The organism is Pseudoteredinibacter isoporae, from assembly GCF_040372805.1.
Taxonomy (GTDB): domain Bacteria; phylum Pseudomonadota; class Gammaproteobacteria; order Pseudomonadales; family Cellvibrionaceae; genus Pseudoteredinibacter; species Pseudoteredinibacter isoporae_A.
On the sequence record NZ_BAABWJ010000001.1, the window covers coordinates 770,524 to 793,427 of the forward strand.

21 protein-coding genes are annotated in these 22,904 nt (G+C 49.4%); 9 read left to right on the plus strand and 12 right to left on the minus strand.

The genetic code is table 11. The features are described 5' to 3' along the window. Positions 1-5: 5 nt before the first annotated feature. The 3 genes from ABWW03_RS03500 to ABWW03_RS03510 all read right to left on the minus strand — a co-directional run bounded on the left by ABWW03_RS03500 (position 6) and on the right by ABWW03_RS03510 (position 3,278). The gene (locus tag ABWW03_RS03500; protein ID WP_353406392.1) at positions 6-968 is read right to left on the minus strand and encodes an FHA domain-containing protein; all 963 of its coding nucleotides are present in this window, start codon (positions 966-968) and stop codon (positions 6-8) included. A gap of 640 nt (positions 969-1,608) precedes the next feature. Continuing rightward, positions 1,609-2,880, minus strand: coding sequence for a dicarboxylate/amino acid:cation symporter (locus ABWW03_RS03505; RefSeq protein ID WP_353406393.1), 1,272 nt, complete (start codon positions 2,878-2,880; stop codon positions 1,609-1,611). Positions 2,881-3,002: 122 nt separating this feature from the next. Further along, positions 3,003-3,278: an HU family DNA-binding protein gene (locus ABWW03_RS03510; protein WP_353406394.1), complete on the minus strand. Its 276-nt coding sequence runs from the start codon at positions 3,276-3,278 to the stop codon at positions 3,003-3,005. Between the two features lie 200 nt (positions 3,279-3,478). Between ABWW03_RS03510 and ABWW03_RS03515 the strand changes: the two genes are divergently transcribed. From ABWW03_RS03515 to ABWW03_RS03535, 5 genes are all read left to right on the plus strand, one after another. Beyond that, positions 3,479-4,006, plus strand: coding sequence for a chorismate--pyruvate lyase family protein (locus tag ABWW03_RS03515; protein WP_353406396.1), 528 nt, complete (start codon positions 3,479-3,481; stop codon positions 4,004-4,006). 53 nt (positions 4,007-4,059) lie between these two features. After that, the gene (ubiA, locus tag ABWW03_RS03520; RefSeq protein WP_353406398.1) at positions 4,060-4,944 is read left to right on the plus strand and encodes a 4-hydroxybenzoate octaprenyltransferase; all 885 of its coding nucleotides are present in this window, start codon (positions 4,060-4,062) and stop codon (positions 4,942-4,944) included. Between the two features lie 146 nt (positions 4,945-5,090). After that, positions 5,091-5,795, plus strand: coding sequence for a phosphate regulon transcriptional regulator PhoB (phoB, locus tag ABWW03_RS03525; RefSeq protein ID WP_353406399.1), 705 nt, complete (start codon positions 5,091-5,093; stop codon positions 5,793-5,795). A 140-nt stretch (positions 5,796-5,935) separates the two neighbouring features. Continuing rightward, on the plus strand, positions 5,936-7,255 hold the full coding sequence (gene phoR / locus ABWW03_RS03530; protein WP_353406402.1) for a phosphate regulon sensor histidine kinase PhoR: 1,320 nt from the start codon (positions 5,936-5,938) through the stop codon (positions 7,253-7,255). Positions 7,256-7,327: 72 nt separating this feature from the next. Next, positions 7,328-8,500, plus strand: coding sequence for a GNAT family N-acetyltransferase (locus ABWW03_RS03535; RefSeq protein ID WP_353406404.1), 1,173 nt, complete (start codon positions 7,328-7,330; stop codon positions 8,498-8,500). Here ABWW03_RS03535 and ABWW03_RS03540 read toward each other — a convergent pair. Beyond that, positions 8,497-9,015, minus strand: coding sequence for a hypothetical protein (locus ABWW03_RS03540; RefSeq protein ID WP_353406406.1), 519 nt, complete (start codon positions 9,013-9,015; stop codon positions 8,497-8,499). The genes ABWW03_RS03535 and ABWW03_RS03540 overlap by 4 nt on opposite strands. A gap of 146 nt (positions 9,016-9,161) precedes the next feature. Further along, positions 9,162-10,367, minus strand: a complete 1,206-nt coding sequence (locus ABWW03_RS03545; RefSeq protein ID WP_353406407.1) for an iron-containing alcohol dehydrogenase — start codon at positions 10,365-10,367, stop codon at positions 9,162-9,164. A 231-nt stretch (positions 10,368-10,598) separates the two neighbouring features. Here ABWW03_RS03545 and ABWW03_RS03550 point away from each other — a divergent pair, with 231 nt between their 5' ends. From ABWW03_RS03550 to ABWW03_RS03560, 3 genes are read left to right on the plus strand one after another with little or no spacing between them, the layout of a single operon-like run. Continuing rightward, entirely contained in the window at positions 10,599-11,753 is a 1,155-nt protein-coding gene (locus ABWW03_RS03550) for a paraquat-inducible protein A (protein ID WP_353406408.1), read from the plus strand. Beyond that, positions 11,750-13,381 carry an intermembrane transport protein PqiB gene (gene pqiB / locus ABWW03_RS03555; protein WP_353406409.1) on the plus strand — a complete coding sequence of 544 codons (1,632 nt, stop codon included), beginning with the start codon at positions 11,750-11,752 and terminating at the stop codon, positions 13,379-13,381. The genes ABWW03_RS03550 and pqiB overlap by 4 nt, the downstream gene beginning before the upstream one ends. Further along, positions 13,378-13,965: a PqiC family protein gene (locus tag ABWW03_RS03560; protein ID WP_353406410.1), complete on the plus strand. Its 588-nt coding sequence runs from the start codon at positions 13,378-13,380 to the stop codon at positions 13,963-13,965. Before pqiB ends, ABWW03_RS03560 begins: the two co-directional genes overlap by 4 nt. Positions 13,966-14,020: 55 nt before the next feature. Here ABWW03_RS03560 and ABWW03_RS03565 read toward each other — a convergent pair whose 3' ends face one another. The 3 genes from ABWW03_RS03565 to ABWW03_RS03575 all read right to left on the minus strand — a co-directional run bounded on the left by ABWW03_RS03565 (position 14,021) and on the right by ABWW03_RS03575 (position 16,135). Continuing rightward, complete coding sequence (locus ABWW03_RS03565) at positions 14,021-14,635, minus strand: DUF938 domain-containing protein (protein ID WP_353406411.1); 615 nt, start codon at positions 14,633-14,635, stop codon at positions 14,021-14,023. A 142-nt stretch (positions 14,636-14,777) separates the two neighbouring features. Then, positions 14,778-15,554, minus strand: a complete 777-nt coding sequence (yaaA, locus tag ABWW03_RS03570; RefSeq protein ID WP_353406412.1) for a peroxide stress protein YaaA — start codon at positions 15,552-15,554, stop codon at positions 14,778-14,780. Between the two features lie 98 nt (positions 15,555-15,652). Further along, a complete protein-coding gene (locus ABWW03_RS03575) occupies positions 15,653-16,135 on the minus strand; it encodes a DUF4265 domain-containing protein (protein WP_353406414.1) in 483 nt (160 codons plus the stop codon). A gap of 162 nt (positions 16,136-16,297) precedes the next feature. Between ABWW03_RS03575 and ABWW03_RS03580 the strand changes: the two genes are divergently transcribed. After that, a complete protein-coding gene (locus ABWW03_RS03580; protein ID WP_435372744.1) occupies positions 16,298-17,578 on the plus strand; it encodes a M48 family metalloprotease in 1,281 nt (426 codons plus the stop codon). Between the two features lie 58 nt (positions 17,579-17,636). Here the strand turns inward: ABWW03_RS03580 and ABWW03_RS03585 are convergent, their stop codons facing one another. From ABWW03_RS03585 to pstB, 4 genes are all read right to left on the minus strand, one after another. Continuing rightward, the gene (locus ABWW03_RS03585; RefSeq protein WP_353406417.1) at positions 17,637-18,743 is read right to left on the minus strand and encodes a DUF2891 domain-containing protein; all 1,107 of its coding nucleotides are present in this window, start codon (positions 18,741-18,743) and stop codon (positions 17,637-17,639) included. A gap of 96 nt (positions 18,744-18,839) precedes the next feature. Further along, on the minus strand, positions 18,840-20,996 hold the full coding sequence (locus ABWW03_RS03590) for a putative bifunctional diguanylate cyclase/phosphodiesterase (protein WP_353406418.1): 2,157 nt from the start codon (positions 20,994-20,996) through the stop codon (positions 18,840-18,842). Positions 20,997-21,239: 243 nt separating this feature from the next. Beyond that, complete coding sequence (gene phoU / locus ABWW03_RS03595; protein WP_353406419.1) at positions 21,240-21,956, minus strand: phosphate signaling complex protein PhoU; 717 nt, start codon at positions 21,954-21,956, stop codon at positions 21,240-21,242. Between the two features lie 34 nt (positions 21,957-21,990). Beyond that, the gene (gene pstB / locus ABWW03_RS03600; protein ID WP_435372745.1) at positions 21,991-22,818 is read right to left on the minus strand and encodes a phosphate ABC transporter ATP-binding protein PstB; all 828 of its coding nucleotides are present in this window, start codon (positions 22,816-22,818) and stop codon (positions 21,991-21,993) included. Positions 22,819-22,904 lie beyond the last annotated feature (86 nt).

Sequence of the window (22,904 nt, forward strand, 5' to 3'; positions counted from 1 at the left end):
GGGGATTATTCAGCTTTGGCGGTCAAACGATGGGTGACTTCTGCGCCTTTGCAAACACTGTAACAACTGCCACCAAAACGCAGACGACCGCGCATGCGTTGAATCAATTTGTTCAACCCCGTTACAGCGGGCAAGGCTTCAGCCAATTGTTTACGAGCCCGGAAAATCAGAATATTCAGATGCCCGGCATCGAGACCAAGCTCCTTTGCCAGTAATTCGGTATCCACCCAACCCTGGCTGTTCACATCCAAACCATTGTCGGCATCTTCGGCTCGGCGGCGGGCCAAGTGCAACAACACATAATGATGAGATCGCTCGCCCAAATCAATTTGCTCACCATCCGCGGATAAGTTCAGGCGGCTGTTTTCTTCATCCAAACTGGTTTCGAAACAAAATTCGTAATCGGCAAAGTGCCGTGGCTCAAAGCTCATTTGCTCGGTTGCAACAAGGTGTTCCACCAAAAACAATTGCCAGCGCTGACGGTGACAATCAAAGCTGTCACCGTGGCGCAAAACGCGGGACTCTCCTGTGGAGATATCTTCGATATGCCACTGGCCATCTTCAGCGCTCAGGCTCAGGGCCAGCTCCGGGGACTCGTCGTTGGGAAGAAAGTGATACTTTTCCAGGCCGAAGGTTTGTCCACCGTCCTGGTTCAGTAATAAATCCTGAGGTGGCTCAAGACAGTCCACCTGCCAGCCTTTGTGCTGCGGTGAACCAAAGCGGACTTCCTGACCAAGCTTGAGCGGGTAAGATTCTCCGGTTTGTAATTTTTCTTCATCCAGCCACGTGCCGTTTCGGCTCAAATCGCGCAGCAACCAAGCCGCACCATTCCATTCAATGGCCGCGTGAATTCGTGACACAGCGGCCAAATCAACGCAGCTATCCACCTGATCGGCTAAACGACCAAAAGTGTGATGGGCACGCAAGGGCTGAACGCGGCCAGATCCAAGATCCCGCATCTGCGCCATGTTTTTACTCCCGAAGTCCTTGGTAGCGTAACGCTCAACTACTCAAGTCGTAGCTATAATTTTATCTCGGCCAAACAACACTTTTAGTAGTCAGGCTCTATTCAGGCTTTATGACGCAGCATACGCCGACCCTGAATTAACGTGCGACAATGACGGCGTTCAATGTGAAACAATTTACGTTATTTTGCCGCCGCCGTTTAAGCGCTTTATTACACCATAATACGCCGGTAAGTGTAATATGCTGTAATACAGAAATGCTGTCGCCTGTACTATATTCAAATCTCACGATCCGGCGTGATCGTTAATGGCCACAAGGAGTGGCACTTCGTAAGAAGCGATCAGAAAACTCGATATTTCGCAGCTACATGGAAGGCGCACGATACAGGAAGTAATCAGTGCAGCTCGGCAGGCACATAGCTTTCGCGTTATATATGAGAAGGACAGGCGCCGTTCGTGAGTAGTTTTCGTCTTGAGGGAAGAGGGCCTGTCACAGGGACCGTGACGAAAACTATTCAGGGAGAGGCGCAGGGAGCATGCAATAGGGGCAGGCACGTTGGATGACGCCCGAATGGACAAAAAAAGGAGAGCTTTTAGCTCTCCTTTTTCATTTCTGAAAACCGTTCATCGGCACTAACCAATTCTAGTGATCTTCCATGGGTTTTACGGGACCATCAAAACAGTTTTGGTCCAAAGCGCCCTCACTTTTGGCAACAATCGCCGTCACCGCAGAATCACCCGTCACATTCACCACGGTACGAGCCATATCCAATAAACGGTCGACGCCAATGATTAAGGCAATGCCTTCAACAGGCAGGCCAGCCTGCTCAAGTACCAGCGCCAGAGTAATCAAGCCAACACCCGGCACGCCCGCCGTACCAATGGATGCCATGGTAGCTGTCAGGATCACCATTAAGTATCCCGTCAGACCAATATCCAAGCCATAAGCCTGTGCAATAAAGACCGTCGCCACACCCTGCATTACGGCTGTGCCGTCCATATTGATCGTTGCCCCCAAAGGAACCGTAAACGAGGCGATACGATTGTCGACCCCCAGGCGCTCTTCAGCGGTACGCAGGGTAACGGGAATAGAAGCATTGGAAGACGAAGTGCTGAACGCAAACATCATCAATGGGCGCAGCTTGGACAGAAAGACCAGAGGGTTCAAACCGCCAAATAAGCGCAGGAGGGTTGGGTACACCACAATACCATGCAGTACCAATACACCAAATACGGTGAAGAAGTACGCAGCCAGCTTATTAATACCGTCGAAGCCCAAACCCGAAAACAATTTCGCCAACAGACAAAATACGCCGTATGGAGCCAGGTTCATCAACATCATGACCATTTTCATAATCACTTCGTTGACATCTTCAAACCAAGACAGCAAACGCTTGCCCGCGTCACCCGCACGCGACATGGAGATTCCAAACAACAGTGCAAAAACAATAATCTGCAACATATTTCCCGCACTCATTGATGCCACGGGATTGCTTGGGAAAATATCGATCAGCACCTGTTTAAATGGTGGGGCTTCTTTCGCAACGTAATCAGAAGCCGTGGGCAGATCCATACCCGCACCTGGATTAATAAACGTCGCAGCCAACAGTGCAAAACTGATGGCGATACAAGTCGTCAACAAATACAGGCCCACTGTTTTACCCGCCATAGGGCCAACACGACCTTGCTCACCCAAAGCACCGGAACCACAAATCAGAGAAACCAGTACCAACGGCACAACCAATAACTTCAGGGACTTTACAAAAATCTGCCCCACAACATCAAAAACGCCTTCAACCATATATAACTGCAGCCATTGGCCGAAATCACCACCGCCGGCAATCACCGACTTGAAGATGATACCGACCAGCAAACCCAGGCCCATGGCCAGGAGAATTCGTGTTGTTAAACTCATAAAAAACCTATGAAAGTTGAATGCCACCGACTGCTTAGCTACCCAGCACTCGGAGGCAAATCATGGATACATCGCTTGAGTAAATACTACTTTGCCGAATAAGGCACGAAGGGGATTGTAAATTAGCTGTTAACCGCGTCTTTCAACGCTTTACCCGCTTTAAAGCCCACGGTATTGCTGGCCGCGATTTCAATACTGGCACCCGTCTTCGGGCTGCGACCCGTTCGCGCGGCACGGTGGCGTTGGCTGAACGACCCAAAGCCCACCAGGCTCACAGTTTCATTGCGGCTCACGGCATTGGTGATTTCATCCAGAATGGCATTCAGTACATCGCTGGCTTTTTCTTTTGGTAGATCGGCCTGATCCGCCACGGCGGCCACAAGATCGGTCTTATGCATAATTCTTATCCTGTTCTTATTGCTGTTGGATTGGCCCCACATTAAACCAAGCCCGCGCCCATAAACCAAGGGTTGAACCGGCTTTAGCCTCCACAAAGGGCATCTGGGCTGGCGCCATAGGTCAATGACCACTAAAATAGCGCCTTTGTTAAGCATAACGATGCGCGGCCCGTTGCCCGCAAGATTTCGGAATCCCCTGTTTGAGAACACACGCTCCCCGCTGGCATAAGCACGCCCATGCCGAACTCACCCAAATTCAGCGCCAGTGGTTACTTGGTGAAGGCTCCCTGACCCGAAAATTACAAGACGCCTGTGAGGGCGAATTTTCCCTACGCATTCTCCGTCAGGGCCTTGCTACCCCCCGTGCCGACGAAGCAAAAGCGCTGGGCCTGCCGCTTCGGCAACAAGCCCTCATTCGTGAGATTGTGATGTCTGGCCACGGCCAGGATTGGGTGTTTGCCCGCTCGGTATTGCCCTTGAGCACCTTAACCGGGCGACTTCGACAGCTGAAAACCCTGGATAATCGTCCCCTGGGCGCATTGCTCTTCAAAGACCCCAGCATGAAACGGAGCGCGATTGAAATCTGCCCGCTGGCGGCGGAACACTTTCGCTACCCCTGCGAAGAACGCTGCTGGGCCAGGCGATCCGTCTTTTATCTCGACCAGAAACCACTGCTCGTGGCTGAAGTGTTCCTGCCCGAGTTTGCTCACTTTTACGGGAAACGATAGAGTTCCAGAATCATTCGCCAGAACCTTTTACAGGCCAGCAGACAGGATTATTTATGAGCGCCAGCGCGACCCCGGCTTTGAGCTGGAAGCAAAAACTCCAAGCCTATGCGCAGCTGATGCGAATCGACCGACCCATCGGGACCCTGCTGCTGCTTTGGCCGACCTATTGGGCGCTGTGGATCGCGAATGAAGGCATGCCTTCCTGGTCGATATTGATCATATTTACCCTGGGTGTTTTTGTCATGCGTGCGGCGGGCTGTGTCATCAATGACTACGCCGATCGTCATTTTGATGGTCATGTCGAACGCACCCGACAGCGCCCACTGGCGATGGGCAAAATTCCTCCCAAACATGCCTTAATTCTGTTTGCGGCGCTTGGCCTAATTGCCTTTGGACTGGTTCTGCTCACCAATACCTTTACGGTGCTGTTATCGGTGGGCGGCTTGGCTCTCGCTGCCTGCTACCCGTTCATGAAGCGTCATACCCACTTGCCTCAATTGGTACTGGGGGCCGCTTTTTCCTGGGGTATTCCCATGGCGTTTAGCGCCAGCCTGAACGAGCTGCCTGCAACCGCCTGGCTGATCTTCACTGCGAACCTACTGTGGACAGTGGTTTACGACACGCAATACGCCATGGTGGATCGCGAGGATGATCTGAAAATTGGAATCAAATCCACCGCCATTCTATTTGGTGAACAAGACAAGATGATCATTGCCTGCCTGCAGGGGCTCACGCTGATGTCCCTCGTCGTCATCGCCAATCGATTTGAGCTGGGTTTTGCGTTTTATATGAGCCTGGCTGTTGCCGCTGCTCTGTTTATGTATCAACAAGTCCTCATTCGAGGCCGAGAACGCCAGGCCTGTTTCAAGGCATTTCTCAGCAATAACTATGTCGGTGCGGCCATTTTCCTTGGTATTATCTTCAGCCATATCGACTGAAAGAGACACAATATCGGACGGCAGGTCTGTTGCCAGACAAGAAATTGTCATAAAGTTGCAACAAAACCTTTATTTAATAATGCCTTCTTCACAGACCTTGGGGCATTACGATTGTGTAAAGCCCTGTTGTTGATAGAGGGGCTACCATGCCTAATAAGACAATTCTCATCGTCGATGACGAAAAGGCCATCCGCGACATGCTGCGCATAGCGTTGGAGATGGCCGATTATCAGTGCCTTGAAGCAGGTGATGCCCAAGAGGCGCACAGTCTGATCATCGATGAAAAACCGGATCTTATTTTGCTGGACTGGATGATGCCCGGAACCAGCGGCATCGAACTGGCTCGCCGCCTGAAGCGCGATGAAGTTACCTCCCGCATCCCCATCATCATGTTGACCGCCAAAGGTGAAGAAGACAACAAAGTGCAGGGATTGGAAATCGGCGCCGACGACTACATCACCAAGCCCTTCTCTCCACGCGAGCTGGTTGCTCGCCTCAAAGCGGTACTGCGACGCACCGACAATCATCAGGATGCCGACCCGATTATGGTAGGCGAGCTGTGCCTGGACCCAATCAGTCATCGCGTCACTATCGGCGACACCCCAGTGCAAATGGGCCCCACCGAATACCGCCTATTGGAATTCTTCCTGACCCACCAGGAACGCGTCTACACCCGCAGCCAGTTGCTGGACCACGTCTGGGGCGGCAATGTCTATGTGGAAGAGCGGACCGTCGATGTGCATATTCGCCGTTTGCGCAAAGCACTGACACTGGACGATCATGACCGCTTCATCCAAACTGTGCGTGGAACCGGTTACCGCTTCTCAACCAAGGTAACAGCCGTCAATTAGGCAAGAGCCTGTGCATACTCATGGAGGCATTGTGCGATAACCAATGAGCAACAACAGGCCTTAAACGTCTTCTTGTCGTAACATCTGGCCTGATACACTTTCAGGCATTGAGCTTCCACAACCAATGGCAGGTATTCTAATTGCACCAGGGCTTAGGCGCTGAACTCAAGCGCATTGCATTCTTTACTCTGATTTGTCTGATCTTTGGGTGGCTGAATGGTTACATCAGCTGGACGCTGATCATTGGTGGCGGCCTGTACATGGGCTGGGTACTGCTGCAAATTCGCCAGCTGTATTTATGGGTTACGTCTCGCCGACGCGAACCCCCACCTGATACTGTTGGCATTTGGGGTGAAATTTTCGACAATATTTACCGTATGCAAAAGCGCCATGAAAAAGAGCGCCGACGCTTGCAGGGAATGATTCGACGCGGCCAGCAAACCACCGCCGCCTTACGCGACGCAGTTGTACTGCTTGATGCCAATGGGGGCTTGAACTGGTGGAACCAAGCCGCTGAAACCCTATTGGGTTTACAACCTATCGATCAAGGCCACCCGCTGGTGAATTTTGTCCGCCATCCAAGCTTCATTGCCTACTTCGAAGCCTGCGATTACTACGAGCCCCTCGATCTGCCTTCGCCCCGCAATGAATCCAAGCAACTGCAATATCAAATCAATCGCTTTGGCAAAGGCGAGCGTCTGGTGGTGGTGCGCGATGTGACCCGCGTGCATCGCCTTGAGCAGGTTCGTAAAGATTTTGTCGCCAACGTGTCTCACGAGCTGCGCACTCCTCTGACCGTTTTACGTGGTTACATCGAAACTCTGAGCATGTCACCGGACTTAAATCCCGTGATGAACCGGGCATTCGAACAGATGCAACAGCAAAGTGATCGCATGAACTTGTTGATCAACGATCTGTTGGTACTCTCCAATCTGGAAACCGATGACAGTGAACGCAATCAACAAACCGTGCCGCTAAAACCCTTGCTGAACATCATTGCTGCAGATGCCATGGCTCTGAGCGATGATCGCCAGCATAACGTCACAGTAAATTGCGACGAGGACATTGCACTGATCGGGAATGAAAAAGAACTGCATAGCGCATTTTCCAACCTGGCCTTCAATGCGGTGAAATATTCCAAACCAGACAGTGACATCAAACTTACTATCGCCATTGATGAATCAGCCTTGATCTTTTCGGTAAAAGATCAAGGTGACGGAATCGATCCCATCCATATACCTCGCCTGACCGAACGCTTTTACCGCGTTGATAACGGCAGCCGCAATTCCGACGCGGGCGGCACCGGTCTGGGGCTGGCTATCGTTAAACACATTCTATTGCGCCACGACGCGCATTTGAGTATCGAAAGCAAACTCGGCAAAGGCAGCACCTTCAGCTGCATCTTCCCGAGGGATCGATACCAAGTGCTGAAACAGGAAACCCTGGAAGCGGCGGAGTAAGGCGGTCTAACATCACTTGCCTTGCGCTTGGCAAACGTTATGATGGTGGGCCTTTACAAATAAACGCTCACCATGCTTGCAGAATTTATTTCATCCATTGAATCCATCAACCGTGAACACTGGCAAGCGCTTTGGGCGAGCGATTACCCCTTTGTTCAGTATGAGTTTTTGTTGGCCCTGGAACAAAGCGGCAGCGTCAGTAAAGACAGCGGCTGGATACCTCATCACTTTTTACTCTGGTCGGGCGATCACGCAGAGGATAAGGGCGAACCACTACTCGCCATGCCCCTGTACATTAAGAGCCACTCCTATGGCGAATATGTATTCGATTGGGCTTGGGCCGATGCCTACCATCGCTACGGCCAGGACTATTACCCAAAGCTGCTCAATGCGATTCCATTTACGCCGGCTACCGGTCCTCGTTTTGCTCTGAAAGCCGAACTCGATGCAGAACTCTTTTCCAAAATACTGATCCAGCAGTTAAAAGAAGAAAGCCAAAGGTTGGGTGCTTCGAGTTTTCACAGCCTGTTCCCCAACGCCGAACAATTCACCATGTTGGAAAATAGCCATGATTTTTTGCAACGCTATGCTGTGCAGTTTCACTGGATAAACGATCAATACCGACACTTTGATGACTTTCTTGCTACCTTCAAATCCAGAAAACGGAAAAGCCTGAATAGCGAACGCCGAAAAGTTGTGCAGCAAGGCGTTGACATGCGCAGAGTCGAAGGAGAGGATATTACGGAAGAACAATGGCATCAGTTTTATCATTGTTACCACCTCACTTATCTAAAACGAAGCGGTCGGCAGGGTTATCTCAACCGAGATTTTTTTCAACGACTTTCCAAAACCTGCCAGGAATCGCTCATGATGGTGCAGGCCTTCTTCGATGGGCAAATGGTGGCTGGTGCCTTGTATTTTAAAGATCATAAAACACTTTATGGGCGATACTGGGGTTGCCTGGATGAATTTGATGCGCTTCACTTTGAAGCTTGTTATTACCAGGGCATTGAATACGCTATTGAAAAGCAATTACTGAAATTCGACCCAGGCGCTCAGGGCGAACACAAGATTCAACGAGGCTTTATCCCCAGCTTCGTTTACTCACTGCATTGGATTGCCGCCGACGAATTTCGCCCCGCTATTGCCGATTTTCTGGATCAGGAAAAAGAGCATATACAGATGTATCAAAAAGATGCAAAAACGTATTTGCCGTTTAAAGAATCTGACAATAAGCCAGCTTAGTGGTCACCATGCCGACGGCTAAGCATTTCAAGTAACTCGTCTCTTTGATTGGCAGATAGAAAACTCACGTCCTGATCAATCAGTTGCTCACCGATGCTATTAAAAACGGTTAGCCTATTGCCCCGATTCAAGTACACAGACTCAGATAGAGCAATACTAAAACTATGGATGTCAGAATAGGGGATATGCCAGTGAATGGCGTCATCCTGATACATCGCCAAGGAACGTTCACCGAAGCGAATCCTCTTTCTTGGCTCAAATTTGGGAGAGATTTTTACCATCACGAAAACCAACAAGACAGCCACAATTAACACGACAGCAAGCTGGCCCAAGTCCATTTCCTTCCACCGTTCTAAAATCAAAAAGAACAAAGGCATACAAATGGACAGTATTATAATGTGAGTAATGGGCCTTTTCTCTCCAACAAACTCCTTGATTTCGTTCTCCATATTCTTGCCAAGTTCTTCTTTCGATGGCAGACGATTATCAAGTACACAAGCGTCTTGCTCAAGCACAACATGCTATTAACACTTTTCCATTTAATAACAAGGTACAAAGAAAATAAAACGCAGCGTGAAAGAACTGAGTTGGAACAATCAGGTTTCTAGATGGAGAGGGTGGCTGCCGAATCCAACGACAGCCACCGTTTTAAACAACTCTATTACGACGCCGGCAACATCAAACGTCCAATCATCGCCTCACATTGAGATTGATCCATATACTCTGGCACCGGATAGGTTCCGTGGGATTCTTCCAAAGCAGCTTCGGCCAGCTCAGGAATGTCCGCACTCTTGATTTGTTCAAACCCCACGGGGATGCCAATTTTTTCGTTCATCGCTTTGATATGATCGATAAACTTCTGACTTAGCACTGCATCGCCTTCATAGTGTTCACCCAGACCCGTATGAATAGCGAGCTCCGCCAATCGGTAGGACGCGGCATCTTTGGAAAAACTCAAAACCTCGGGTAAAACCACCGCATTGGCCAGGCCATGGGGAATACCATATTTGCCACCCAGTTGATGTGCGATACCGTGAACATAGCCCACCATGGCTTTAGTGAACGCCAAACCCGCATAGTAAGACGCCAATGCCATGGCTTCACGGGCTTTCACATTCGAACCTTCCGCAACCGCCGTCGGCAGGTTCTCAAAAATTAATTTGATGGCCGCTTTCGCCAGCGCGTCAGTTTCCTCATTGGCCCATTCGCCAATATACGACTCAATCGCGTGAGTCAACGCGTCCATACCGGTTGCCGCAGTTACCGCTGGCGGCAAACCCAGCATCAAAGAAGGGTCCAGAGCCGCGGCGCGGGGAATCACTCTGGGATCGCCAATCAGGTCTTTTTTATGGGTATCGGGGTCGGAAATGACCGCCGCAACGGTTACCTCGGAGCCCGTACCCGCCGTGGTGGGAATGGCAAACAGAGGTAGGCTGTCCTGCTTGGCTTTCTTAAAGCCCGCCAGATCCCTCAGCGGCATGGAAATATTATTTGCCGCCAGGGCGATGACTTTTGCAGCATCAATAGAAGAACCACCGCCGACACCAAGCACGCCATCGCATTGCTCTGCCTGTAACAGGGTCAAACCCTCTTCTACGACTGTCCACACGGGGTCTGGCGTGACGCCTTGATACACCACCACTTCAACACCCGCATCGCTCAGCGACTTCTGTAAAGGATCTATTAAGCCTAATTCACATAACATGGCATCGGTTACAATGAGCACCTTGCGCACATCAAACTGAGCCACAGACTCACAAAGCTTCAGGGAAGAATTTTCACCAACGTAGGTGATCGGTTTAGGTTGAGCGATAAGGGATATAGCGAGTTTACGTACAGCAAGTTGTAGCTTGGCAGCAAAGGGCATGGCAATCTCCGGTACCTTGGGCCGTAGTAGCGACGGCTTATTATCTTGTTATTATGGCAATCCATACTTGGCCAGTTTATGACATGCCTGTAGGAATTCCGAGATGAGAATCAGAATTTTGGCCTCATATGTCTTTTTGTCGACTTTAGCTCCCAAAACGTCCAATAAGACTGCACAGCAATACAACGAGAGATAGGCCCCGAGCAGATGGCAGGAACCCAGGAAGCGACCATGGCAGCGGACAATCACGAGAGCATCACATGCCATGAATGCGAGTTGCCGCTTGCTATTCCCGAGCTGACCCATAATCAGAATGCGCACTGCCCACGCTGTGGCTATCGGTTAACCTCCCATAAGCGCAATCACGAACAGGCCATTGTCTCACTGGCACTGACCGCGCTGATTTTTCTGGGCTTTTCCTTGCCCTTTGAGTTTCTGTCTTTTTCCAGTCAGGGCCTCGCTCAATCCATGAACTTACCTGGCAGCATCCGTATTCTGGCCAACAACGAGTACCTTGGGCTTGCCGCGCTCTTATTGCTGGTGATTTTCATTCTACCCGCGGCAATCTTGCTGAGCTTGTTGTATCTGTACACCTGCCACCTGCTGAAGGTCAAACCACTGGGAGCCGCCCGTCTGGCAAAGATGATTTACCTCTTTCTCCCCTGGAGCATGGTGGAAATCTTTCTGGTGGGCGTGACCGTCAGCCTGATTAAAATTGTTTCCCTTGCTGATGTCGGTTTGGGCTTATCGTTTTACAGTTATATCGGTTTTACCCTAACGACAGTGGCTACGCTGGTGTATGTCGACAAGCACCAAATCAAAAAAACCTTCGATGTGGATTTCCCTCACAGTAAGATCAATCAGAGTCTCAGCATTCAGCGCACCTGGGCTCTGTTGCTTACCTCGGTTATTCTCTATGTCCCGGCCAATCTACTGCCAATTATGTACACTCGCACCTTGGGCCAGGATGAACCCAGCACCATAATGGGTGGCGTGCTCTTACTGTGGAAATTGGGTTCATACCCGATTGCCTTGGTTATTTTTATCGCCAGCGTTTTTGTACCCGTGGCCAAAATGATCATCCTGATCTGGTTGAACTACACCGTGCAAAAGGGGTTTACCGGCAATACCCAGAGCCGAATCTTTTGGTATCGAGTCACGGAATTTATCGGACGCTGGTCAATGGTCGACGTCTTTGTGGTGGCCATATTGGTCAGTTTGATTCAGCTGGGCAATTTGATGAGTATTTACCCTGGACCAGCCGCCATGGCATTTTGCGGTGTTGTCATAGCGACGATGTTAGCGGCCATGACCTTCGACACACGGCTGATGTGGAATAATGATCAACGTACAGACAACAATCATGGGGCGGATAAGCAACAATGAGTGACGATACGCAATTCTCCGAATTGGCTGCGATTAAAGAATCCAAGAGGCTGTCTTCGGTCTGGCTGGTACCCATAATCGCCCTGGGGATTGGCCTCTGGTTTGTCTATTATCAATTGAGCAATCAGGGGCCGGTCATCACCATCGCCTTTGAAAACGCTGAAGGCCTGGAAGCGGGCAAAACCAAAATCAAAGCCAGGGAAGTCGACATCGGCTTGGTTAAAAACATCAAGCTGAATGACGATCTGAGTGGCGTTGTGATCACGGCTCAAATGTCGAAAGAAGCTGAAACGATGCTCACGGAAAACACCGAATTCTGGATTGTGACTCCACGCATCTCCCTCAGTGGGGTATCGGGCATGAGCACACTCTTGTCAGGCCCTTACATCAATATGGAACCAAGCCTTGAGGGCGATTCTGAGTCAGACTTTATCGCCCGCAGCGAACCACCGGTAACACCGATTGGGACGCCAGGGTTGCACATTACCTTAAACAGCAATGATGAGTTTGCTTATGAAAAGGGCGATGCCGTTGTTTATAAGGGATTGAAAGTCGGTGAGTTTGAAGACATTTATTTCAACCTGGAAGAGCGGGTGGTTTACTACAATGTCTTCATTGAGGCCCCCTATCACCAACTGATTACCAAAAACACTCGCTTCTGGAACGTCAGCGGCATTAATTTTGAATTGGGTGCAAACGGCCTTGAAGTACAAACGGGCAGCGTCGAAACCTTGCTCACCAACGGTGTCACTTTTGGCGTACCCGAAGGAATGTCACTGGGAGAGCGCATCACCGAGCGAGATTATTTTGATATCTACCCGGACCATCAAGCCGCCAGTGATCAGCGATACAAACGGGGGGTTAAGTTCGCCCTGATGATTGAAGACACCGTTCGCGGTCTGAAAGTTGGCGCACCTGTCGAGTATCGTGGCTTAGTTATCGGTCAGGTGGTAGACATCAACCCCGAATTCTACTCACAGCAAATTATTCTGGACGAGGGGTATTCCATCCCCGTCATTATCGAAATTCAGCCTGGCCGAGTACAGCAACCCGACACCGATGAAGGGGTTGAATTTGTTAAGCAGCAAACTCTGCATTGGATTCACCGTGGTTTCCGGGCAACGTTGGAAACGGGAAATTTACTCACTGGCGCGCTGTATGTGGATGTGGATATTTACCCTGAAATGACACCGCCTGAGACCATCGAAAGCTTTATGGACATTCCAGTGATTCCAAGCATTCCAGAAGAGTTTGGTCAGATTGCAGAAAAAATGAATCAGATTCTCAATAAGATTAACCACATGCCGCTGGACGATATTGGCAAGAATACCAACCACATGCTCAAGCAATTCTCCGATACCGCCCGTTCAATCAAAGCAAGCAGTGACAATGCCGACAAGCTTATCATCGCCGAGATGAGCAGAACTCTGGTCGAGGTCAATCGTCTGCTCAGCGATTACCAACAGGGCTCCGTTACGAATACTGAAATTAACCGCACCATGAAAAGCGTTCAACAATTGTTAGGCGATCTGCAGCCCCTGATCAAACAACTGAATCGCGCACCAAACAGTCTGGTTTTCCCGCCAGCAGAAAGCCCTGAAGTGGAACCCAAAGGACATCAACAATGACACATTTAAAACGAGCCCTGAGCCTCGCCCCATTGCTTGTTCTCCTGAGTGCTTGCGCCTCTCAGCCTGAAAGTATTCACTACTATCTGTTGAGTAACCCTGACCATCTATCTGACTTGAACAAACCACAAGCGAAGCAAAAGGTTGTGTTGCAATCGCTGGAACTGGCCGAGTACCTTCAAAGTCGTCATATTGTTATGCAACTCAGCACCAATAAGCTGCAGTTTTCCAACAAGCATCGGTGGGCCGAAAACCTTCACGTCAGCGTCGAGAAAGCCTTATTAAATAGCTTAAATCAGCAATCCCAAGATATTCTTTACCTCAACCGGAAACAACTAGGAGACGGAACTGCACAACACCTCTTTGTCGAATTGAAGCATTTTTTAATCACGGAAAATTCTACGGCAGTGGTATCAGGAAATTTCTGGGTGAAAGGTGAAAGTAAGGACCTCAATATCCATTCGTTTAATATTAAACGGGATCTAAGCCGTGATGGCTACCCTCACGCAATCGAACAACTGACAACCGCTCTTAGTGAGCTCGCCACACGCATCCGTCTAGTATTGGAACAAAACGAAGCCTGAGGTTCACGGCTATTTAGGAAAGATGAACGCTACCGCCGTAACGGCAGCGTTCGCATCAGCGCTTCCGCCAAATCAACAATTGATTATTGGCGGGCATTTTATGGTCGTCCTGCAACTCAAAACCGGATTTGTGCGCTTCATCGGCAATTGCTTCAAAATCCCGAATGCCGCGATGGGCTTCCTGAGCTTTTAACCAATGTTCGAAACGTTCATTACTCTCACTGGTAAATTGGCCACTGTATTTGAAGGGGCCATAAATAGCCAGATGTGAGCCTTCCCGCATGGCCTTCAAACCGACGAAAAACTTCTGTACGGTTTCCCAAGGCATAATGTGGCAAGTATTGGCCGTATATAAACCGTCGAAGTTATTCAGTAACTCGGTGTTTGGCCAATGCTTTTCAATATCGATTTCCAATGGACGCAATACATTGACAACTTTCTCATCGTTAATCCAGCGATTAATGCCTTCTGCATTTTCCGAAAGATCACTGGTTTGCCACAACAAATGTTCCATGCGCGGTGCCATATAAACCGCATGCTGCCCGGTACCGCTGCCAATTTCCAAAATGCTTTTTTTCTCGGCAAAGGTATTTTTCAGTACATCAAAAATCGGTTCACGATTATTTTCACAAGCCTGTGAAAACGGCTTACCGGAATCTAAATCACTCATAACTCAATCGTTCTATTCGTCTGACAGACTTATTTTAATGATTCGGGGAGTAAAAATAAAATACAGAAAGGGTTTTAAAACAGCTGTTCGATCACAACAAGAGGGCCTGCCCACCATGCACAGTGAACAGGCTGTGATATATTTATTCAGCGTGATCGCGGGTAAATACCCACTGTTTTTCGGTAGATAGCTCTTTATTAAAGCCATAACCTTCACTGTCGAATTTCTTAATGTCTTTCATATCGGTAATGCGGTTTTTAATCACATACGCGGCCATCAAACCTCGTGCTTTTTTGGCATAAAAGCTGATCATTTTATACTGACCGTTTTTAAGGTCTTTAAACGCCGGCGTCATGATGTTCGCATTAAGTTGCTTGGGTTTTACCGATTTGAAGTACTCATTAGACGCCAGATTCAAAACCACATCACTTTTGAGCTTCTTCAGCTGGGCGTTCAAAGCATCGGTAATGATGTCACCCCAAAATTCATAGAGGTTCTTACCCCGTTGATTGGCGAACTTTGTGCCCATTTCCAGGCGATAGGGTTGCATTAAATCCAGTGGGCGTAATAACCCATACAAGCCTGATAAAATCCGCAGATGCTTCTGGGCAAATTTAAAATCGTCGGCCTTGAAGCTCGGGGCATCCAAACCGGTGTACACATCACCATTAAAGGCCAATACCGCTTGCTTGGCATTGTCGGTGGTGAAAGGCTGCCCCCAGGATTGGTTGCGATCGTAGTTCAATGTGCCCAGTTTATCGCTAATGCTCATCAATTTGGACAAATCGTGGGGCGCCAATTCACGCAGATCTTCCATCAGGATTTCTGCCTGATCCAGGAAATCCGCTTCGGTAAACTGCTTGGTTTTGGCCGGCGTGTCATAATCCAGATTTTTCGCCGGGGATACCACCATTAACATAGACGTTCCTCGCATTTGGTTTCAAGTCTGACATTATTAGGGATTTCGCCAGCCAAGAACAATTAAAGATAACAATACGTTTAATTGCTAACGATCGATTATTTTTCTTCCAGAATAGACTGCCACCAGTTCAGCGGAGTCTCACCATCCTGTGGGTCATAAACATTGCCATACAGCCAAACGCTGCTCTGGCCATCAATGTGCTTGTTCAACAGGGCTTCGATGGCCTGAAAGCCACAACTGACGTGAATGCTGAACACCAACATGCGTTCGGTTTCGGTATCCAGTTCGCCACCGAGTTTTTCCAACTCCGGCGCCAGTGATTCCGCCACAGGCCCAATATCATCACGACTAAGAACTCGGATGCAGAGATTGCCACTGCGTTTAATCAATTCGAAGTCCTGGCTACCCGGACGAAGTTTAATTGTGTCTCCACTGGCAATACCCTTGACAAATGCGGGTGATTTTACGAGCTGGCAACTGTCATCTTCTTCGCTGATTTTAACAGGCATTCTTTCGATAACGGCCTGGCCATTGGCGTCCAATCCAGCGAACAGCTCGATCACTTGTAGGGCTTGCATGTCTTTGATCTCTTTAAACGTGGCGGGTCAGTAGTTAAGTCTTGGTTAAGGCGACCCTGCTAATGTCAGCCCCAGGACAGGCTGCTAGAATGAGCGGCATTATACCCGAATCAAGGTCTTGGAGGTGTCACCGTGAAGAAAGGATTTGCAAAGCTGATCGCTATGCTGGCCCTTGCATCCACAGTGGTTGGCTGTAGCACCAACCCCGTAACCGGCAAAAGCCAAATCAACTTTATCTCACCTGCCCAAGAAGTCGCCCTGGGCACAAAACAATACGGCCCTTCGCAACAAAGCCAGGGAGGTGCGTATGAGGTGGACCCCGCCCTGAGTCACTACATCAATTCCGTTGGCCAGAAACTGGCCAAACTCAGTGATCGCCCGAATCTGCCTTATGAATTTGTGGTGCTCAACAATGATGTACCCAATGCCTGGGCTCTGCCGGGTGGGAAAATAGCCTTCAACCGCGGCCTGCTGATTCATTTGCAGGATGAAGCTCAACTCGCCGCCGTGCTCGGTCATGAAATTGTGCACGCAGCAGCCAGCCACAGTGCCCAGCAGATGAGCCAACGTCAGCTCCTGGGGGTTGGCGGTCAATTGGCCGCTGTCGCCGCCAGCCAAAGCCGTTACGGTGGTTTGATTCAGCAGGGCATTGGGATGGGTTCAGCGGCCTTCCACGCCAGTTACGGCCGTGGCCAGGAATTGGAGGCGGATGCCTATGGCATGGAGTACATGGTAGCCGCCGGCTATGACCCTCAAGGCGCGGTTGAATTGCAGGAAACCTTTGTGAAGCTCTCGGAGGGTCGTCAAAGTAACTGGTTAAATAATCTGTTTGCCAGTCACCCACCGTCCCAGGAACGGGTTGCCGCCAACCGAGCCCGCGCACAACAAATGCCCCCAGGGGTTCGCAACAAGAAGGCGTTTGATCGTGCCATGGCACAATTGCGCAAAGATGCCCCCGCCTACAAACTGCACCAGGAAGCCTTGGCAGCGGCAAATAAAAAGCAGATGGATAAAGCCCTAAGCTTGACCGAACAAGCCATCCGCAAACAACCGAAAGAGGCCCTGTTTTGGGATACCAAAGGCAAGCTGCTGTTAAACCAGAAACGCAGCGAACCCGCCTTGAAAGCCTTTTCGCGCGCCATTGAGATCAATCCGAACTACTTTGGGCCTTATGTCGGCCGCGGTATCGTACGTAAAAATATGGGCGACGATCAGCGTGCCCGTATCGATTTTGAAACCAGTCTGAGTATGTTACCAACCCAGTATGCTACTTTTCATTTAGGCGAGCTTGAACTAAAAGAAGGCAACAGCCGCAAAGCTTACGAATATTACCAGTTTGCCGCCGCTTCAGGTGGCGAGCTGGGCAAGCGAGCACAACAACGAATGCATCAGATTTATCCTCAGCAGCCCGGCCAGCAACCCTCTCAACAACGCCGCCGCTAACAGCACTGATTGCTTGACTGAAAAAAGGCCTCGAATGAGGCCTTATATTTTTTGTGTGTTACAAGCCGCGTTTACTGATCAGGTAGGTAGCAAAACTGCCGAGCCAATGACTGCCCATATAATGCAGGTCGCCCATTACCACGGGTAAACTGGCGTCTTTGTGTGCATCGGCCGCTGCCATTACCGACGCGCGTCGTAGGTCAGATTCAGGCAAAGCGCTGGCGATGCCTTCCAGCATCCAGGCTCGACTCAGGTTCAGGCCATCAAGATGGGCCAGTTTGCCATCACTTCGATCCGTGACGGTGGCGACTGGCATCCAGTCCGCGCTGCCGTCCGTGGGTAAGCTTGGGAAGAAATCGCCCAACCATTTCTGGTACGCCTTCTTATCCATAACCCGGCGCATTAAATCAGCCTCGGCCAGGCATGGTGACAGAAAATCCTGACCCGAGGGTTCATAGGCCAGCGGGCAATTCTTATCTTTTAAATAATAGTGTTTGATGCGGGAGGTCAGCAGAGTTTCAAACTTCTCATCCTTTGCTTCCCGCGCCCAATCCAACATCAAACCAAAGGCGAAAGCCGTTTGGCTGTGTTCTCCAACGCGGATGGGGTAAGCCAGCTTAGGCAGCCAACCGGAAATGTTTGCAACGATCTTTTGTTCCAAGGGCAACAAACGCTGCAGCCACTCCTTCGCTTGAGGGTCGCCCCATTGGCGTAACTCTGTGGTCAACTGCAAAAACCAGGCAAGACCATAAGGGCGTTCAAAGCTAGTGCCGGAATTAGGGCGATTGAAATAGGCTAACTCACCGGTGAGCTTACTCGGCTGAAAACTCTGGTCCAACTGCCTGCGGATAGCCTCACTGTCCAGCTTGTCTCCGGCTTTGTGCAGCATGCGCAACAATAACCAGTGCCCATGAACCGAAGAATGCCAATCCAGGCAGCCGTAAAATGACGGGTATAATTCCTTAGGGGTTCGCACATCCTGGGGGCCCAGAAAATAATGCTTCACCACATTGGGAAACTCCTTGTGAATGCAGCTGGAGGCCAAATTCGCCATTGCTTTGGCTTGTTCTTCTGTAAACGCTTGTTCAGCTTGCGCGCCACCCGAAGTCAGGGCCAGCAGGGCGACACCCAGGCTCGACTTCCTACGCCAGTATTTTGCTAACATTCAATGTACCTTGTAGTTTGAATTAAGGATTATTTTGTTCGAGGCTTGTTCTATGTGTAACGAACAAGAAGCGGCATGACTCATGCCCTTAACACACTAGCGGGAAATGAACCCCCGTTCGTTCAGCGAGGACATCAACTCGGCCAGTCGCACCGGCTTACTGAACAGATACCCTTGAAATTGGCGACACCCCAAACGTTGCAAGGCTTCGTATTGATGCTGATGCTCAACACCTTCGGCAACCACCTGTTTATTCAGTGCTTTGGCCATGGCCATCATGGCATCAATGATCGCTGACTGTTGATCATTCTGGCCGAGTTCGTCGATGAAGCTTTTGTCTATCTTGATGGTGTCGATCGGGAATTTATTAAGATAGCCCAGGGAACAATAACCGGTACCAAAATCATCCACCGATATAGAAAAACCGGCGTCCGCCAACTGACACAAAACATCAAAATGACCATCACTGTCCTGGGCCAAAATATTTTCTGTCACCTCGATATTGAACTGATTCACAGACAAGCCAAAGGATTCAATAATGTCTGTCCAACGCTCGACGGGGTTGCGTCGTTTGGCCAACTCTTTCGGCGAGCGGTTCGTGCACAGCATCAAATTACGAATGCCCGCCTGCTGCAACTGAAACCCCGCATAACAAGCTTGTTCCAGAATCAAATCGTCCAACTTCGATATTAAGTTAAACTCTTCGGCAATATCGATAAACACATCTGGCGCCACGTACTCTCCTTCGTAACACCAGCGCGCCAACACCTCCAGTTTCAACTGTTCTTTGTCGTTTTCGTTTCGGATTTCCTGAAAACAGACATCAAGCTCCCGATTGATGATGGCTTCTTGTAGCGCATTCTTCAACGCCAACTTTTCTTCCATCGCCTGATGCATATCAGAGGTGAAGAACTGATACTGATTTCTTCCTAAGCTCTTAGCGCTATACATCGCCTGATCGGCGTGTGCAATCAATTGTTCCCGATCAGAACCATCGCTTGGATACAACGCAATGCCCAAGCTGCTGGTCACAAACAGGCGATTGGACTGTAGGTTAAAGGGCTCCTGCATGGCTTTGGTGATCTGTTCCAATACGGCAATTGCATCAGACATTTTATCAATCGGGTCAACAATAAACGTAAACTCATCGCCACCAAAGCGGGCGATTGTATCACTGGATCTCAAGGTTTGTTTTAAACGCAAGGATACTTCAGCCAGCAGCACATCTCCCCAGGAATGCCCCAAGCTGTCATTGATGGACTTGAACATATCAATGTCCATAAATATAACGGCAAACTTTTTGCTTTTACGGCGGGAAATTCGAATGGCCTGATCAAGACGATCATTAAACAGCTGACGATTGGGAAGGCCAGTCAAACTATCATAGTTCGCTTGCAAGTGAATGGTTTTTTCAGCGTGCTTTTTACTGGTGATATCGTTCAGTACGGCCACGTAGTTTTCAATATCGCCGCTTCGATTTCGGCTGGCTGTTACCTGAACTTGAACCGTGTAGAAAACCCCATCCTTGTGGCGACCATTAATTTCTCCCACCCAACTCCCAACGGTCTCCATAGATTCCGAAAAGGTGTACAACAGTTGCTTATTACGCCCGAGAAATTCGGTGTCGTAAATATGTCTATTACTTAGCTCTTCAAACTGATAGCCACTAATACGTTCATACGCTCGATTGACCAATCTGATTTTAAATTGCGGATCAAAAATAACGATGGCTTCATCCAGGCTACTGAAAACCTGATTCGCCACACTGAGTTGACGCATACTTTCAACGACCACTAATTCTCGAGAGATCAATCCGGAAAATAAATTAAACATGAGCTCTGCATGCTTAAGATCGGGAATAGTGCCTGAAAACAATGAGACCAAGATACCGATTACTTCATGATCAGCATTGCGCAGCGGTGTGCCCATATAGCTGTTGATGCCCATATCAATCAGCATATCGTCTTCAGGAAAATTGGCTTGCACATTGCCGTTGTAAGTACAAACCAAATCGCCGGATTCGGCCACCTGGCAACAGGGGGTATCTTGCAGTTGGTAGTTAAAGTCCTCAAGTTCACCGTCGGGACTGTAGGTACTGATGGTTTTTGCGGTATTTGTGTCGTTATCGATGCTCGCGATGAAAACCATATTCGCGCTGAGGGCTTCGGCTAACGCTCTGACAATTGAGGGGAAAAATGCCTGGTCACCGGGTGATACGGATTGCAGTATTTCTTTGACCGTATGTTGTGACATGAGACCGCTCTGACTTCCTGGCAATAGCTTAAACCAACACTAAAGCCCACCAAAGCGCCATGAATGACCATGCGATCATCCGAATGACTGAGCCTAGTAGTACATAAACTGCCAGACAGTATAGGCCATGCCGCTTGAATCACCCATACTTTTTCTTGATATCCATCAAGACATGGAAACGCCGTTATTCCTTCGACGGGTTTTCCGCGAAAGAGTAACGGCGTTCAGAGAGGTGGAGGAAGCTTAGGCGTCTTTAACCTGGCGTTCCATTTCCTTAACGGAGGTGTGGCGAACATCCAGGCCTTTCACCAGATAAACAATGTGTTCAGCAATGTTTCGAGCGTGATCACCGATACGCTCCAATGAACGCAGCGCCCAAATGATATTCATGACTCGACCAATAGAACGCGGATCTTCCATCATATAGGTCACCAGCTCACGCATGGCGGATTTGTATTCACGATCAACGGCTTTGTCATCACGCGCCACTTTCACCGCAGCATCAACATCAAAGCGGGCAAAAGCGTCCAAAGTGGAATTCACCATCTTCTCAACGATATCACCAATATGGCGCAGCTCAACATAGCCGTGGGGGGCTTGTCCTTCTTCGTTCAGGGCAATCGCCATTTTGGCGATCTTCTGGGCTTCATCACCCATGCGCTCCAAATCACGCGTCGCTTTTGATACGGCCAGAACCATACGCAAATCAGAAGCGGCCGGCTGGCGGCGCGCCAATACGGTGGTGCAGTTTTCATCGAGGCTCACTTCACGATTGTCGACCTCGTCTTCTATCACCATCACTTTTTCGGCAAGCTCGCTATCAGCTTGTTCGATGGCATCAACGGCATCGATGATCTGCTGTTGTACAACACCGCCCATTTCCAAAAGCTGGGTTTTCAGCTCTTCTAAATCGGCATTAAATTGACCAGAAATGTGCTGGTCCAGATTAAGATTATCCATTGTTAAAGCTCCTCGATCTTAGCTCAACCAGCAATTAACCAAATCGACCGGTGATATAGGCTTCGGTCAGTTCATGTTCCGGGTTAGTGAAGACTTTTTCGGTGTCATTCACTTCAATCAGTTTGCCCAGGTGGAAATACGCGGTGCGATTGGAAACACGTGCAGCCTGCTGCATGGAGTGAGTCACGATGGCAATGGTGAAATTTTCACTCAACTCTGCGATCAGCTCTTCAATTTTAGCGGTAGCGATAGGATCCAACGCCGAACAAGGTTCATCCATCAGAATCACTTCAGGGCTTACCGCGATGGTGCGCGCAATACACAGACGTTGCTGCTGACCACCGGAAAGACCGGTGCCTGGCGCGTGCAAACGATCTTTAACTTCGTCCCACAAACTGGCTTTACGCAAGCTGGTTTCCACAATTTCATCCAACTCGGCTTTACGGCTGGTCAAACCATGAATGCGCGGGCCGTAGGCAACATTATCGTAAATGGACTTTGGAAACGGGTTGGGCTTCTGAAACACCATGCCAACGCGTGCACGTAAAGGCACAACATCCAGTTTCGGATCGTAAATGTCCTGACCTTCCAATGTCAGTGAACCTTGAACGCGACAAATATCAATGGTGTCGTTCATACGGTTCAGACAGCGCAGGAATGTGGATTTACCACAACCTGATGGACCGATCATCGCAACAACTTCATTTTTACCGATATCCAGACCGACATTGAAAATGGCCTGCTTTTCCGCATAAAAGACGTTTACATCACGCATGGACATCTTGGCATTTTCAACGAAAGGCGTACCTACAGTACCTTCGATATCATCAACATTAGGTTGCGCTATTACATCTTCTTTCATAGTTTTTAACTTGTTTTCTTCCGCTTGCACGGCATTGTCGACACTTGCAGTGGCTTCCATAGTATCACCTGTATTCATTCTTTGCT

Excerpts from the sequence above, each read along its gene's own strand:
- ABWW03_RS03500 (WP_353406392.1), bottom strand. The coding sequence starts at position 968 with ATGGCGCAGATGCGGGATCTTGGATCTGGCCGCGTTCAGCCCTTGCGT.
- ABWW03_RS03505 (WP_353406393.1), bottom strand. The coding sequence starts at position 2,880 with ATGAGTTTAACAACACGAATTCTCCTGGCCATGGGCCTGGGTTTGCTG.
- ABWW03_RS03510 (WP_353406394.1), bottom strand. The coding sequence starts at position 3,278 with ATGCATAAGACCGATCTTGTGGCCGCCGTGGCGGATCAGGCCGATCTA.
- ubiA (WP_353406398.1), top strand. The coding sequence starts at position 4,060 with ATGAGCGCCAGCGCGACCCCGGCTTTGAGCTGGAAGCAAAAACTCCAA.
- phoB (WP_353406399.1), top strand. The coding sequence starts at position 5,091 with ATGCCTAATAAGACAATTCTCATCGTCGATGACGAAAAGGCCATCCGC.
- ABWW03_RS03535 (WP_353406404.1), top strand. The coding sequence starts at position 7,328 with ATGCTTGCAGAATTTATTTCATCCATTGAATCCATCAACCGTGAACAC.
- ABWW03_RS03545 (WP_353406407.1), bottom strand. The coding sequence starts at position 10,367 with ATGCCCTTTGCTGCCAAGCTACAACTTGCTGTACGTAAACTCGCTATA.
- ABWW03_RS03550 (WP_353406408.1), top strand. The coding sequence starts at position 10,599 with ATGGCAGCGGACAATCACGAGAGCATCACATGCCATGAATGCGAGTTG.
- pqiB (WP_353406409.1), top strand. The coding sequence starts at position 11,750 with ATGAGTGACGATACGCAATTCTCCGAATTGGCTGCGATTAAAGAATCC.
- ABWW03_RS03560 (WP_353406410.1), top strand. The coding sequence starts at position 13,378 with ATGACACATTTAAAACGAGCCCTGAGCCTCGCCCCATTGCTTGTTCTC.
- ABWW03_RS03565 (WP_353406411.1), bottom strand. The coding sequence starts at position 14,635 with ATGAGTGATTTAGATTCCGGTAAGCCGTTTTCACAGGCTTGTGAAAAT.
- yaaA (WP_353406412.1), bottom strand. The coding sequence starts at position 15,554 with ATGTTAATGGTGGTATCCCCGGCGAAAAATCTGGATTATGACACGCCG.
- ABWW03_RS03575 (WP_353406414.1), bottom strand. The coding sequence starts at position 16,135 with ATGCAAGCCCTACAAGTGATCGAGCTGTTCGCTGGATTGGACGCCAAT.
- ABWW03_RS03580 (WP_435372744.1), top strand. The coding sequence starts at position 16,298 with ATGCTGGCCCTTGCATCCACAGTGGTTGGCTGTAGCACCAACCCCGTA.
- ABWW03_RS03585 (WP_353406417.1), bottom strand. The coding sequence starts at position 18,743 with ATGTTAGCAAAATACTGGCGTAGGAAGTCGAGCCTGGGTGTCGCCCTG.
- ABWW03_RS03590 (WP_353406418.1), bottom strand. The coding sequence starts at position 20,996 with ATGTCACAACATACGGTCAAAGAAATACTGCAATCCGTATCACCCGGT.
- phoU (WP_353406419.1), bottom strand. The coding sequence starts at position 21,956 with ATGGATAATCTTAATCTGGACCAGCACATTTCTGGTCAATTTAATGCC.
- pstB (WP_435372745.1), bottom strand. The coding sequence starts at position 22,818 with ATGAAAGAAGATGTAATAGCGCAACCTAATGTTGATGATATCGAAGGT.